The sequence below is a fragment of the Pedobacter sp. SL55 genome (assembly GCF_026625705.1).
Classification (GTDB): Bacteria; Bacteroidota; Bacteroidia; order Sphingobacteriales; family Sphingobacteriaceae; genus Pedobacter.
Map to the genome: position 1 here is coordinate 3303981 of NZ_CP113059.1, position 12322 is coordinate 3316302.

The 12322-nt window shown below is 36.6% G+C and carries 16 protein-coding genes; 7 read left to right on the forward strand and 9 right to left on the reverse strand.

Annotated features, from left to right (window positions below):
• Position 1: 1 nt before the first annotated feature.
• Entirely contained in the window at positions 2-418 is a 417-nt protein-coding gene (locus OVA16_RS14710) for a hypothetical protein (RefSeq protein WP_267760791.1), read from the reverse strand.
• 110 nt (positions 419-528) lie between these two features.
• Here OVA16_RS14710 and OVA16_RS14715 point away from each other — a divergent pair, with 110 nt between their 5' ends.
• Positions 529-1839 (forward strand): DEAD/DEAH box helicase, encoded by a 1311-nt coding sequence (locus OVA16_RS14715; protein ID WP_267760794.1) that lies wholly within the window; start codon positions 529-531, stop codon positions 1837-1839.
• 104 nt (positions 1840-1943) lie between these two features.
• Here the strand turns inward: OVA16_RS14715 and OVA16_RS14720 are convergent, their stop codons facing one another.
• From OVA16_RS14720 to OVA16_RS14730, 3 genes are all read right to left on the reverse strand, one after another.
• A complete protein-coding gene (locus OVA16_RS14720; protein WP_267760798.1) occupies positions 1944-2552 on the reverse strand; it encodes an alpha-ketoglutarate-dependent dioxygenase AlkB family protein in 609 nt (202 codons plus the stop codon).
• A 15-nt stretch (positions 2553-2567) separates the two neighbouring features.
• The gene (locus tag OVA16_RS14725) at positions 2568-2924 is read right to left on the reverse strand and encodes a four helix bundle protein (protein ID WP_267760801.1); all 357 of its coding nucleotides are present in this window, start codon (positions 2922-2924) and stop codon (positions 2568-2570) included.
• A 74-nt stretch (positions 2925-2998) separates the two neighbouring features.
• Complete coding sequence (locus OVA16_RS14730) at positions 2999-3841, reverse strand: bifunctional helix-turn-helix domain-containing protein/methylated-DNA--[protein]-cysteine S-methyltransferase (RefSeq protein ID WP_267760803.1); 843 nt, start codon at positions 3839-3841, stop codon at positions 2999-3001.
• A gap of 132 nt (positions 3842-3973) precedes the next feature.
• On the opposite strand from OVA16_RS14730, the gene OVA16_RS14735 reads away from it, so the two are divergent.
• Positions 3974-4528: a hypothetical protein gene (locus OVA16_RS14735; protein WP_267760807.1), complete on the forward strand. Its 555-nt coding sequence runs from the start codon at positions 3974-3976 to the stop codon at positions 4526-4528.
• A gap of 159 nt (positions 4529-4687) precedes the next feature.
• On the opposite strand, the gene OVA16_RS14740 is transcribed toward OVA16_RS14735, so the two are convergent.
• Together OVA16_RS14740 and OVA16_RS14745 are read right to left on the reverse strand one after the other, a co-directional pair.
• Positions 4688-4894 carry a helix-turn-helix domain-containing protein gene (locus OVA16_RS14740; RefSeq protein WP_267760809.1) on the reverse strand — a complete coding sequence of 69 codons (207 nt, stop codon included), beginning with the start codon at positions 4892-4894 and terminating at the stop codon, positions 4688-4690.
• Between the two features lie 2 nt (positions 4895-4896).
• Positions 4897-5547 carry a DUF2975 domain-containing protein gene (locus OVA16_RS14745; protein ID WP_267760812.1) on the reverse strand — a complete coding sequence of 217 codons (651 nt, stop codon included), beginning with the start codon at positions 5545-5547 and terminating at the stop codon, positions 4897-4899.
• A gap of 32 nt (positions 5548-5579) precedes the next feature.
• On the opposite strand from OVA16_RS14745, the gene OVA16_RS14750 reads away from it, so the two are divergent.
• Together OVA16_RS14750 and OVA16_RS14755 are read left to right on the forward strand one after the other, a co-directional pair.
• On the forward strand, positions 5580-6158 hold the full coding sequence (locus OVA16_RS14750) for a nitroreductase family protein (protein ID WP_267760814.1): 579 nt from the start codon (positions 5580-5582) through the stop codon (positions 6156-6158).
• 245 nt (positions 6159-6403) lie between these two features.
• The gene (locus OVA16_RS14755; RefSeq protein ID WP_267760817.1) at positions 6404-6847 is read left to right on the forward strand and encodes a 3-oxoacyl-ACP synthase; all 444 of its coding nucleotides are present in this window, start codon (positions 6404-6406) and stop codon (positions 6845-6847) included.
• Here OVA16_RS14755 and OVA16_RS14760 read toward each other — a convergent pair.
• Positions 6840-7700 (reverse strand): polysaccharide deacetylase family protein, encoded by an 861-nt coding sequence (locus tag OVA16_RS14760; RefSeq protein ID WP_267760820.1) that lies wholly within the window; start codon positions 7698-7700, stop codon positions 6840-6842. The two genes, OVA16_RS14755 and OVA16_RS14760, sit on opposite strands and share 8 nt — an antisense overlap.
• A gap of 14 nt (positions 7701-7714) precedes the next feature.
• On the reverse strand, positions 7715-8602 hold the full coding sequence (locus tag OVA16_RS14765) for a polysaccharide deacetylase family protein (RefSeq protein WP_267760823.1): 888 nt from the start codon (positions 8600-8602) through the stop codon (positions 7715-7717).
• A 250-nt stretch (positions 8603-8852) separates the two neighbouring features.
• On the opposite strand from OVA16_RS14765, the gene OVA16_RS14770 reads away from it, so the two are divergent.
• The 3 genes from OVA16_RS14770 (at position 8853) to OVA16_RS14780 (ending at position 11924) form a co-directional block, all read left to right on the forward strand.
• Positions 8853-9575 carry a hypothetical protein gene (locus OVA16_RS14770; protein WP_267760825.1) on the forward strand — a complete coding sequence of 241 codons (723 nt, stop codon included), beginning with the start codon at positions 8853-8855 and terminating at the stop codon, positions 9573-9575.
• 94 nt (positions 9576-9669) lie between these two features.
• The gene (locus tag OVA16_RS14775) at positions 9670-11355 is read left to right on the forward strand and encodes a S9 family peptidase (RefSeq protein WP_267760827.1); all 1686 of its coding nucleotides are present in this window, start codon (positions 9670-9672) and stop codon (positions 11353-11355) included.
• Positions 11356-11726: 371 nt separating this feature from the next.
• Positions 11727-11924, forward strand: a complete 198-nt coding sequence (locus OVA16_RS14780; RefSeq protein ID WP_267760831.1) for a hypothetical protein — start codon at positions 11727-11729, stop codon at positions 11922-11924.
• Between the two features lie 133 nt (positions 11925-12057).
• Here OVA16_RS14780 and OVA16_RS14785 read toward each other — a convergent pair whose 3' ends face one another.
• On the reverse strand, positions 12058-12321 hold the full coding sequence (locus OVA16_RS14785) for a hypothetical protein (RefSeq protein WP_267760840.1): 264 nt from the start codon (positions 12319-12321) through the stop codon (positions 12058-12060).
• Position 12322: the final 1 nt, after the last annotated feature.

Below are 12322 nucleotides of genomic sequence, written 5' to 3' on the forward strand. Positions count from 1 at the left end.
GTTATTTTTTCTTTAACTTGTATTGGTAGCTGTTGTTATTTGTCTCTTTACACAAAAAGCAAGAACTTTTTGTGATGCGTTTGGTTAAAACTAAATTATTGCCATTAATCTTATAATCATATTCGCCAGATAACAACAGCGCCCAGTCAAATTCTGCCGTCCAATAGTTTTCATCCTTAAATTCAACTACGTTATTACTTATTATTTTATACGTGCCACTACCCAGTTTATACCCTTCATTAACAGTAAATCTTCCGTTAGCAAATGCTATTTCTGTCGGCGCATTAATTTTTAAGCCATAAGATGAGGCATTAAAAATTCCATTATAGTTGCCTTCAAAATTTCTTAGCGACTGATCTTTTTCGCAAGCTGTAAGAAGAAGATAAAAAACTAAAAGTAGATAGGTTTGCTTCATCATCCTAATTTTCTAATCTATACGGCTTACTTCCATAAAACGCTACAAAGATTTTAAAATTAAGCTATTCTTTTTTATTTCCTTAAATTTGTGGCTTCAATAAAAATCGAAGCGTGTCATTAGAACAGTTAAAATTAAGTAAGCCATTGGTTTCGGCCATGAGTGCATTGGGATGTTTGTCGCCAAAAGAGGTACAGTTAAAAACCATGTCTAGAATTTTGGGCGGACAGGATGTAATTGCCATTGCCCCAGAGGGAAGTGGTAAAACAACCACTTATGTGTTGGCTACTTTAATGCGTTTGAAAACTGGCGGTGGCGATGCACCTAGGGCTTTAATTTTAGTGCCTACTAAAGAGAAGGTGTTAGAGGTATTGGATTACTTTAGTAAACTGAATAGAAACAATACCTTTAGAATAATTGGTATTCATGCAGATGATCCTATTGATACTCAGGTAGAAGACTTAACCGATGGCGTTGATATTGTTGTCGCCATTCCATCTAGAGCTAGGGCAATTTATTTGAAATTGGGATTAAATACCAATAAAATCCAGATGATGGTTTTAGATGATGCTTCAGATTTGGTAAAACAAGGCTTGCAGTTGCCAGTTAATGAATTGGCAAGAAGCATCCAAAAGTGTCAGCATTTGGTTTTTACCGAAGTGATGCATGAGAAGTTGGAGTATATGATCGAAGATTTCATGCTAATGCCAGCTACCATTGAAGTAGACGAATTGTTAGAAGCGGAAGTAGAAACTTATCCGCAAATGGTTTATCATGTGCCAAATTTTCGTACTAAGCTCAATTTGTTAAACCTGCTTTTAAAAGATACTGAGGTTTTTGATAAGGTAGTGGTGTTTGTCAATACTCGTTTAACTGCCCAAACTTTATCAAAAGATCTTTTTGATGGCAAAGCTGATGATGTTTTTGTTTATAAACCACTGTTTTTTGATGAAGCTGGGTTCGAAAGTTTAGAAGCTTTTAAAATCAATGACAAAGCTAGGGTGTTGATTGTAGCTAACGAAAATTTTGAAGAAGTAACTTTGAGTGGCATTCCATTTATTTTTCATTTTGAGCTGCCTGAAGATAGAATGCATTACATCAATAGGGTAATTAAAACGGAAGAGGTTGATTTGGTTTCTCTAAATTTTATTACCGATTTAGAATTGCCGGAGTTAAGAAAAATAGAGCAAGCTTTAGGGCAGAGAATTGAGGAAGCAGAATTGCCCGAAGATTTACTGATAGAAGATGTGAGCAAGGCCAATAAACAAAAAAGCAAGCACGCTAAAGAGTTAGAACGTGCCAAAGCTGAAGAAGAGGCTTTTAGAAATGCTGCTTTTCAACCTAAAAAAGAAAGTAATGCCAAAACTACCAATTATAGCAGTGGCGAAAAAGCGAAGATGAATAAGGCCAAAAAGCACGGGTAGTTCTCAGGTCGTTATTGCGAGGCGCACGAAGCAATCTTACAACGGTCGCTACTTATTGCTTTAAGATTGCTTCGTGCCTCGCAATGACGTGCTTATTAACTTTCTCATCCAACTATAGTTCTAAAGGTTAAGTTTATTCTAGGTTTACTGATCATTTTAGTAGGAGGTAAGCGATGCAACCAGTGTGTTTGTGTTTCATCCTTCATGATCAATAAACTACCGTGAGCTAACTGTAGTGAAACCGTAGTTTTATCCACTTTGTGTTTAAACGCAAATTTACGTTCTGCGCCAAAACTTAAAGAGGCAATGGCTCCGTTTTTCTTTAAATCTTTTTCGCCATCGCTGTGCCAAGCCATGCCCTCATTGCCGTTATGGTATAAGTTTAACAAGCAAGAATTAAAGGTTTCTCCACAGAGTTCTTCAGCTTTCTGCTTTAAAGTTAAAAGTTCGTTAATCCAAGGAAGGGCAGTTTTTTTAATGTTGGAGTAAGTATATTCAAATGGTTTTTCGCCGTACCAAGCAACTTTTCGTTTAGTTGTGATCAGCTTGCCAAAAATTATGGCTTGATCGTTTTCCCAAGCGATATAATTTAATAAGCGTTCATAGTAAAAATCAGCATCAGCTTTGCTGAAAATGGTACCATAGTAATTTACGGTTCCTTCTTTTGGGAGGAGGTTGGTTAATGGCGAGTGTTGGTTTGAGAATAAGTTCATTCTAGTGGCTAGGTATTAGGGTTTAGGTATTAGAGATTTGATTAGTCCGCTGATAATCTTTGCAACTTCTTCAGATTGTGATAAAAGTGTTTTGAAAGTTTTTTCATTAATATAACCCAGTCGTAGGCCTAAATGCAACATAGATCTAACTTCGCTATTTGATGCTAAGGCGATATAAAGGAACCTTTTAAATTCAGGCTTGGTAGCTCGATCAAAGCCCTCCGCAATATTGTTCGAGATTGAAACCGAAGCACGACATATCTGACTGCGAAAATCCCAATCGTTATTATTTTTAAATTCTTTATATACAATAACTGCGATGTCTTGTGCTTTTTGCCAAGCAATAACATCTTCAAAACATTTAATAGACATAGGTAGTAGTTTGATGTAAGAATAAATTTACTAAAAAAAGTCTTCACTAATACCTAACACCTAATCCCTAGTACCTAACCACTAACAAAAGCCTGCTCCCAACCAATAATCGCAGTTTTACGTGTATTTCCCCACATGTAGCCGCCAAAAGTTCCGCTGCTTTGTATCACTCTGTGGCAAGGAATTAAAAAGGCAATTGGGTTGCTGCCAATGGCGGTGCCAACAGCTCTAGAAGCATTTGGATTTCCAATTTCATTGGCTAATTTTCCATAAGTAGAAAGTTTTCCCATTGGGATTTTTAGTAGTGTTTCCCATACTTTCAACTGAAAATCAGTACCTTTTAAATGCAGTTTTACCTCGTTAAGTTTAGACCAATCTTTTTGAAAGATAAACGAAGCATTTTGCTGTAACCCATCTAGTTTTTCTACATATTTTGCATTAGGGAATTTTGCTTTAAGTAAAGTGAAAGCGCTTGGTTTATCTTCATAAAAAGCCATATAGCAAATGCCTTTGGCGGTAGATGCTGTAAGTAAATTTCCAAAGTGCGTGGCAGAAAAGCTGTAGTTAATCGTTAATTCTATACCCCCATTTTTATACTCTGCGGGTGTCATCCCTTCTATGTTCACAAACAAATCGTGTAAACGGCTAGTTCCCGAAAGTCCGGTTTCAAAAGCCACATCGAATAAATTAGCTTGCTCAGTTTGTAGTAAACTTTTGGCGTGGTTTACACTCACATATTGCAAAAACTTTTTCGGACTTACACCAGCCCATTCGGTAAACAACCTTTGAAAATGAAACGGGCTCAAATTCACTTTTTCGGCTACCTCATCTAAATTAGGTTGGTTTTTGAAATGCGTTTTGATATAATCAATGGCCTTGGCAATCCTCTGGTAATTTACTTCTTCTTGCGTGTTCATCAGCTTTAAAATTATACAAATATGGCGAGAGTAGATGTGTTTTAAAATCCGAAACTTGCTTTTTTTAAAACCACATAGGTACATCGCAATAATTATGTTTCTATGTGGTTTATTTTTAATTTAGAAGGTAATATGAAAGATCAGTTAATCGCAGATATCAAAACTACATTATCAAAAGCTAAGGTAGACCAATTGGCACAGAATGCTGGTAAACAAGCCAATGCCGTAAAAGAGATTATCGATTTAACTTTTCATGAAGAAGAGCAAATTGGCTTTAGAGCCGCATGGATTTTGGAGAACATTTATGCAAATAATCCTAGGGGATTTCTGCCTTATGTAACTCATTTTTTCGCTAATTTTTCTCGTCAAGATAACCTATCTGCCCGTAGGCATTTCAGTAAAATATTAGCTTTGCTAACCAAAAAGAATGCGCTGCCCGAAATCAAAGAGGTCATCGGTAATTATCAAACAGAAGAACTTGTAGAAACTGCTTTTGCTTGGTTAATTGATGAAAACGTGCCTGTGGCGATTAAATCGCACTGCTTAAATATTTTGGCTAATTTATCTATAAAGCACCCATGGATTAAAAATGAACTCATCGAAACAATGGATTACTTAGTAGATAGAGAAAGTATTGCCTTTTTTGCAAAAGTAAAGCAAATAAGAAAACAGTTAACAGGTAGATAGTTTTAGCCACAGATACACAGATTTTTTATTTGCTAAGTGTAACTTTTTAGCGTATAAAACCGTAAATAATTATATGATATAGTTTAAAGTGTATTAGCTTAAATAGAGATGTTGTGATGATCAATTTTCACAGATTTGATCTGTGCATCTATGGCAAACTCACTCTTCTACATACTCTAAAATATCCCCTGGTTGGCAATTTAAAACTTTACAAATAGCCTCTAAAGTGCTAAAACGTATTGCCTTAGCCTTTCCGGTTTTTAAGATAGAAAGGTTAGATAGCGTTAAATCTACCTTTTGCGAAAGTTCATTCAACGACATTTTACGCTTCGCCATCATCACATCTAAATTTACTACAATAGGCATAATTATATCGTTAGTTCATTTTCCGACTGAATTTCCAGCCCTCTTTTAAAAACTTGTGCAATAATAAAGATAATTCCCGCTAAAAATAGAAACTCGCCACCATAACCAAAATATCCGGAAATATTTGGTAAAGAAAAACCTCGCTTTAGGAGCTCTTTGCAATAAGATTGTCCACAAAGTTGCAATATCCCAACAGTTAATGCTAGATAGCTTATTTGCGCTACCCCTTTACAAATCGCTTTGCTAAAAGGCTCTTTTAAATTAATTTTCATTGAAATTTTAACTGCTAAGTAGGCCATATAAGTTTTCAAGGCAGGTACAATTAATAAAATTAATCCAATATTAAGATAGTGAAATATCCCCAAATTGTACAATTCTGAGATATTTAGCTCTAAATAAAGTTTTTCTGTAGGTATTGAGTTTCCAAGCAAGCCAACTATAAAAGAAAAAAGTATGGTACCGGTTTTAATGCATAAACCAATAAATACAATCCAGAATAACACGTTCATAATGGTTATAATTCTACTAGAAGTAGTGGCTTCTTGTTTAGTCATAAATTTAAAATTATATGCAATTATAAATAAATATTTATTGAAAAACAATAAATTTAAAGTAAGTATTCTCGAAATTTCAATTTTACAAGTTGTAAACATTTAAATCATACTTAAAACCTTACTTTTGGGCTATGAGTACTAAAGCAGCAATCTTATCGGAAATTATAAAAAATAGAAGAAGTGTTTTTCCAGAAAGCTACACGCATGAAGAAATACCTACAGCTATTATTGAACAGATTTTAGAAAGTGCCAACTATGCACCTACACATAAATTAACACAGCCTTGGCGTTTTACTGTAATTACAAAAGATGCCAAAGCAAAGTTAGGTGCCGAATTGGGAGCTATTTATCAGAGAGTTATCCCTAAAGAGAAGTTCTTACAGAAAAAGTACGATAGTTTTGCTCAAAAAACATCACAAGCTAATGTAATTATTGCGATCTGCGTTCAGTTTCATGAAGATAAAGTGCCCAATTGGGAAGAGATTGCAGCAGTAGCTTGCGCAGTACAAAATATGGCATTAACAGCCGAAGTTCTAAATGTTGGTGCCTATTGGAGTTCGCCACCTTTGATTGACCATTTAGGCGATTTCCTGGGTTTAAGCGAAAATGAAAAATGTTACGGTTTGTTCTATATGGGCTATCATAATGCAGAGCCTAGAGAAGCCAAACGTACACCAATGAGCGAGAAAGTGAAGTGGATGGAAGTATAGGGGACAGGGATCAGTGGTCAGGGATTAGGAGCTAGGAGTAGAAATAGTGTATTCAAATTTCAATAATCAATAACCAATTATCAATAACCAATTATCAAAGAGCTAGAAAATCTCCAACCATCAGCGGGCTAAAATCTGCGAACATCTGCGGGGAAATAAAAACCAATTTTCAATGAGCAGTTGGCAGTTAGCGTCTCAACAATTCAACAATTAACCAAATCAGCAATTAACCAGTTAACCAAAATTTGAAAGATCAACTATATCAGCTTTGCTTAGCATTTATTGAAAAACGAATAGCTACAGCAACCGAGGCATTGCAGCAAGCACAAGAGGCCAGTAACGACGATACTAAGAGCAGCGCTGGCGATAAGTTTGAAACTGGTCGGGAGATGGCACAGCAAGATATTAACCGTAACAAGCAATTACTAGCCGATGCACAGCAACAAAAATCTGTTTTGTTAACACTCGCTGATGTAGCAGAAACAACGAAAGCAAGAAGCGGAAATTTGGTAATTACCAATAACGGCAACTTCTATATTAGTATTAGCGCAGGCCAACTACAGCTAGCGGGCCAAACTTATTTTGCTATTTCTGCGGCTTCGCCCATTGGTAAAATGCTAATTGGTAAAGCAACTGGAGAACAGTTTGATTTTAATGGTAAAACTTATCTAATTAAAGACATTACTTAAAACTCTTTTTAATGCTGTGCATTAAGTTTTTAGCAGTATAATTTCCCGGATCAATAATTCTTCTGATGGTGTATAACGGATAGTTTTCATCCCTTTTGGTAGATAGAATAAAAGCTGCCTTAAAACCATGTTCTTTCAGTTTGGGTAGTAAACTTGCTTTGTAAACACCATAAGGGTAAGCGAAGTATTCTACCTTTTTCCCAGTAATTCTTTCCAATTTTTGGGTAGGTTCGTCAATCTGCGTTTTCCAATCTTCGTCTGTAAATTTTGCAAAATTTTTATGATCGTAAGTGTGGCTGGCAATCACATTTCCTTGATCAGCAAGTTCTTTAATTTGCTGGGCGTTCATGTAAGCAATTCTACCTTTTTTACCTATGGCAACCGTCATAATAAAATACAGGCCTTTAAAGCCATATTGTTTTAAGGTTGGATAGGCCACAGTAAATTGATCCAAATCTGTATCATCGAAAGTAAACATGATGGGTTTTTCTGGCAAGGGTTTTCCATAAGCCAAATAATCGTATAACTGATCTGGCAAGATGGAATGGTAACCGCTATCTGCCAACATTTTTACATGTTCCTTAAATTTAGTTGGAGAAATGATGTCGTCTTTCGCTCGTTTGCCATCGCTAGCAGTCCATTCTCTAATTTGATGGTAGCACAAAACTGGCACTTCTTTTTTTGCTAAAATTGTGGCAGCGTCGGCAGGTTGGATGCTTAGTTCTGCTTTAACCTGCTTTTTTACAGCTGTATCATTAGTGACCAAAGTAGTAGAATCTGTTTCAGCAGAAGTTGACTGACAAGCCGAAAATACAAAGGGGCATAAAAATGCCCCAAGTAAAAATCTTTTCATGGTTTAAAGCGTATTTAAAAACTCTTTACAATATTGTTGTGCAAAGTTTTTGGGCTCCAATGTCCGCTAGCGATAATTCTTCTCACACACATTAACGGATCGTTTTCATCACGCTTATCAGCTAAAGCAAATGCCATTTTAAAGCCCCTTTTCTTTAACTCTGGAAAACCTTCCTTGTTCCATAAGCCAAACGGATAAGCAAAGTATTCGATCTTTTTACCAGTAATCTCTTCCAATTTCTTTGTAGGCTTATCTAATTGTTCTTCCCAATCTTTACCTGTGTATTTTTTAAAGTTTTTATGGTCGTAAGTATGGCTACCAATGGTATTGCCTTCGTCTGCAAGCTGCTTAATCTGATCGGCGCTCATGTAGTTTACAAATTTTCCTTTTTTACCAATAGAAACCGTCATGATAAAATAAGCAGCCTTGTAACCGTATTTTTTTAAGGTTGGGTTTACTACCGTAAATTGATCTAAAACGGTATCATCAAAGGTCAACATGATCGGTTTTTTAGGTAACGGTTTGCCTTCGTTTAAATACGCATAAAGCTGATCTGGTAAAATGGTGTGGTAGCCACTATCAGACAACATCTTCATTTGATCTTTGAAGTTCTGTATTTCTACCGTATAATCTTTACCCATTGCACCATCGGTAGCTCTCCAGTTACGTACTTGGTGGTAACACAAAATAGGTACTTGCGGTCTAGCTAAAATGGTTTTGGCATCAGCTACTTTAATATTTTTGGTATCAATATGCGTAGCGTTATTTTCATTTGTTGCGGCTTCTGCAGAAGTTTCAACACTATCTTTAACATCGCTTGTTTTACTAGACTGCGATTTAGATTGGCATCCGACACCGTAAAATAGCGCCATTGCAATTAGAGGTAAGAAAAATTTCTTCATTAAGTACATTATAAGTAAGCAAAACTAAGCAATAACCTTATAATTGATAGCGGTGTTGATAAAATAATTGTAGCTATTTTTTATTCGGTTTTAAAAAATAATCAGTTAAAAAATAGAGAAGTTGATAAAAATGTCAACTTGTTTAATTTAAACCCAAACTCACTTAATTATTACATAAGAAACAACAGCAAGATTTCATTTTTGAATTAAATTAGCATTTTTAAAAACCACACTTAACTAATTTATAAGAATGAAGAAAATTTACTTTTTTTCTTTGTTGGGCTTACTTTCTGCAAGTAATGTTTTAGCGCAAACCAAAACCATTACCACTACAGAAACTGTTGAAGCACCGCAAAAAGCCAATTACCAACAAGCGGCAAGGTTTTCGCCAAGCAAAATCAAGAAAATGATTTACTCTACTGCTGTAGATCCGCATTGGTTAAAACAGGGCAACCGTTTTTGGTACGAATATGAAACGCCTAGCGGAAAAAGCTGGTACATCGTAGACCCATCTTCTAAAAGCAAAAAAGCACTTTTTGATGCTGAAAAACTAGCTGCAGAAATTACCTTAATTATACGTGATCCCTTTGATGGACAACATTTGCCCATTGAGAACCTGAAATTTAGTGATGATGAAAAAAGTATCACATTTGAAATTAAAAGTACCATTGAAGAAGTAAAACCTGATAGGAAAGACAAAAAAGCTGCAGATTCGATGCAGAAAAAGATCTTCAAGTTTCAGTATGAATTAGCTGGACAAAAATTAACTGAAATTAAAAACTACAAAAAAGCTAAGCCAAAACCAAGTTGGGGAGCTGTAGCGCCAGACTCGTCTGCAATTGTGTTTACCCGTAATTACAATTTGTTTTGGATGGATAAAGCCAATTATCAAAAAGCGTTGAAAAACGAAGAAGATAATTATTGTAGAGCATCAACTAACCAAAGAAGGGGTAAAGTATTACTCTTTTGGTAGTGATGGAAGCGGAGAAAATAACGAGGAAGTAATTAAAAACGATAAGAAACGTAGAAGAGCTTTCGTTTTGTGGTCGCCAGATTCTAAATATTTTGTGATCCAGCGTTCTGATAGCCGCAAAGTTAAGGACCTTTGGGTAATTAATAGTGTTTCGGCTGGCAGGCCAACGCTAGAAACTTACAAATATCAAATGCCAGGCGAGGCCGAAGCGCCAAAAGATGAAGTGTGGTTGTTTGATTTTGCTGCTAAAACTGGGAGAAAGTTAAATGTGGCTGCGTTTAAAGATCAAAGCTTAAATACTTACAGCAAGCCTGCACTTAATTCGGATAGGGACAATGAATTTCGCCCTGCGTTATGGCTAGGAGACAACAATAAGTTTTACATGGGCCGCACCAGCCGCGACTTAAAACGTATTGATATTTGTGTAGTTGATGTAAAAAGTGGAACGGTTAAACCTGTAATAGAAGAACGATTTAATACTTATGTAGAAGTGCAGCGCCCCGGTTTGGTAAACGGTGGTAAAGAACTAATTCACTGGAGCGAACGTGATGGTTGGGGCCACTTTTACCTGTTTGATGAAAACGGCAAGCTAAAAAATCAAATTACCAAAGGTTCTTTCCATTGCGAAGACATTGTAAATATCGATGAGAAAGCAAGAGTGCTTTATTTTACTGCCAACGGTAGAGAAGCTAAGGAAGATCCATATTACTATCACTTATATCGTGTAAATTTTGATGGTTCTGGTTTGAAACTGTTAAATGCTGGAGATTTTGATCATGCGGCAAGTATGAATGATGCTGGGCGCTTCTTCGTTAACAACTATTCGAGAGTGAATACGGTTCCAAAATCTACCTTGTACGATAACAATGGCATGAAAGTAATGGAACTGGAAACCGCTGATTTATCGTTATTGATGGCCGCCGGATACAAATTTCCCGAGCCATTTAAAGTTAAAGCAGACGATGGCATTACCGATTTATATGGCGTAATGTACAAGCCTTTCAACTTTGATGCAACTAAAAAATATCCTGTAATCGAATATGTGTATCCGGGTCCACAAACAGAAGCGGTAAACAAATCTTTCGGTAAAAGTATGGATAGAACAGATCGCTTGGCGCAATTAGGTTACGTTGTGGTTACCGTGGGCAATAGGGGCGGGCATCCGGCCCGATCTAAATGGTACCATACTTACGGTTATGGCAACTTGCGTGATTATGGTTTGGCAGATAAAAAAGCAACCATCGAGCAACTGGCAGATAAATATTCGTATATCGATGCCAATAAAGTTGGTATTACTGGCCACTCTGGTGGTGGTTTTATGTCTACCGCTGCCATGTTGGTTTATCCAGATTTCTTTAAAGTTGCAGTTTCTAATGCTGGTAACCACGATAACAGTATTTATAACCGTTGGTGGAGCGAAAAACACCATGGCGTAAAAGAAATTGTTTCGTTAAAAGGCGATACTTCTTTCAAGTATTCGATAGATAAAAACCCAGATTTGGCAAAAAACCTAAAAGGACATTTGTTATTGATGCATGGCGACGTAGATAACAATGTACATCCGGCGGGAAGTATTCGCGTTGCCAATGCTTTAATTAAAGCGGGTAAACGTTTCGATTTTATTTTGGTTCCTGGCCAGCGCCACGGTTTTGGCGACATGACAGAATACATGTTCTGGCGTTTGGCAGATTATTTCAATAACCACTTGTTGGGCGATTTTACGCAATCTACCAACGTAAATATGACCGAAATGGACAGGGAAGTAGAACGAAAGAATTAATTAACCCAATTTAGCTATTGATCCTCGGTAACTCGTTTATCGAGGATTTTTTGTTTTCGAAATTATGCGTTGTTTCGTTTTAGCTTGACAGTTAACGGTTTGGGTATTGGCGTAGTGGCGGATTTTTAGCACAAAAGTTCAATCGAAGAACTTCAGCCCCGCTTTTGGCAATACCTTGTGTTTGTGGAGTTGCAAGCCGAATGTTGTGGCAGGGCAACCAAGTTTAAGAAACTGGACGATAGTGTCCACAAGGCTTTGTACGATGAGATGCACGAAAAATTGAATCATAGCCCAAACTACATCCGTTTTCTGGACAAGCGGCGCAGTTTCCGTGTGAGCCTGTTCTGGGTACATTGCTTAATTACCACAACATGAAAAGGGTAAACACAAGGGGTATAGCAAATGCGAACAAACACGTTCTAATGGCGGCCCTTACGTACAATCTGAAGAAATACCTGAAGTTTATCAGCAAAAAAGTTTACCGCAATGCGCAAATACTAAACCTGCCAAAGGGAGAGTGCTGGTTTTTCGAAAACAGCATTAACTGGGCCTACATATCTTCGAATTGAGCCCTTCAAAAAATCGAATTATTTTCTACCATCAAAAAAACAAACACGCTTAAATCGCTCCAAAATAGGTTGCTTTTTGTGCTGATTTTTGGATTGTTATCGAAAATGCAGGGTTGTGCAACAGTTACCCTTGTTAGCGGTTCGTTTTTTTGTCATTCCACTCTTTTATATGTTCTTCAATTCGCAATTTGTCAATTGGTAGTCTTTGCTCAAATGTTCCAAGCATCTTCAAATAGTCTGACTTAGAAAAATTGAATTCTCCAAACTTGTCAAACCATTCTACTGTCGAGCCAACTTTTTCCGCTTCCCATTCTTTCGTTTTGTCAATACCTATTGTATGCTTCCCCGAAATTGGTCCGATTAAAAATAGAAAAAAGACACTATTTTTAATTAACAAT

What these genes read in the sequence shown, in the direction of transcription:
- OVA16_RS14710 (WP_267760791.1), bottom strand. Translation starts at nt 418, where the DNA reads ATGATGAAGCAAACCTATCTACTTTTAGTTTTTTATCTTCTTCTTACA.
- OVA16_RS14720 (WP_267760798.1), bottom strand. Translation starts at nt 2,552, where the DNA reads ATGAACTTATTCTCAAACCAACACTCGCCATTAACCAACCTCCTCCCA.
- OVA16_RS14725 (WP_267760801.1), bottom strand. Translation starts at nt 2,924, where the DNA reads ATGTCTATTAAATGTTTTGAAGATGTTATTGCTTGGCAAAAAGCACAA.
- OVA16_RS14730 (WP_267760803.1), bottom strand. Translation starts at nt 3,841, where the DNA reads ATGAACACGCAAGAAGAAGTAAATTACCAGAGGATTGCCAAGGCCATT.
- OVA16_RS14735 (WP_267760807.1), top strand. Translation starts at nt 3,974, where the DNA reads ATGAAAGATCAGTTAATCGCAGATATCAAAACTACATTATCAAAAGCT.
- OVA16_RS14740 (WP_267760809.1), bottom strand. Translation starts at nt 4,894, where the DNA reads ATGCCTATTGTAGTAAATTTAGATGTGATGATGGCGAAGCGTAAAATG.
- OVA16_RS14745 (WP_267760812.1), bottom strand. Translation starts at nt 5,547, where the DNA reads ATGTTTACAACTTGTAAAATTGAAATTTCGAGAATACTTACTTTAAAT.
- OVA16_RS14750 (WP_267760814.1), top strand. Translation starts at nt 5,580, where the DNA reads ATGAGTACTAAAGCAGCAATCTTATCGGAAATTATAAAAAATAGAAGA.
- OVA16_RS14760 (WP_267760820.1), bottom strand. Translation starts at nt 7,700, where the DNA reads ATGAAAAGATTTTTACTTGGGGCATTTTTATGCCCCTTTGTATTTTCG.
- OVA16_RS14765 (WP_267760823.1), bottom strand. Translation starts at nt 8,602, where the DNA reads ATGAAGAAATTTTTCTTACCTCTAATTGCAATGGCGCTATTTTACGGT.
- OVA16_RS14770 (WP_267760825.1), top strand. Translation starts at nt 8,853, where the DNA reads ATGAAGAAAATTTACTTTTTTTCTTTGTTGGGCTTACTTTCTGCAAGT.
- OVA16_RS14780 (WP_267760831.1), top strand. Translation starts at nt 11,727, where the DNA reads ATGAAAAGGGTAAACACAAGGGGTATAGCAAATGCGAACAAACACGTT.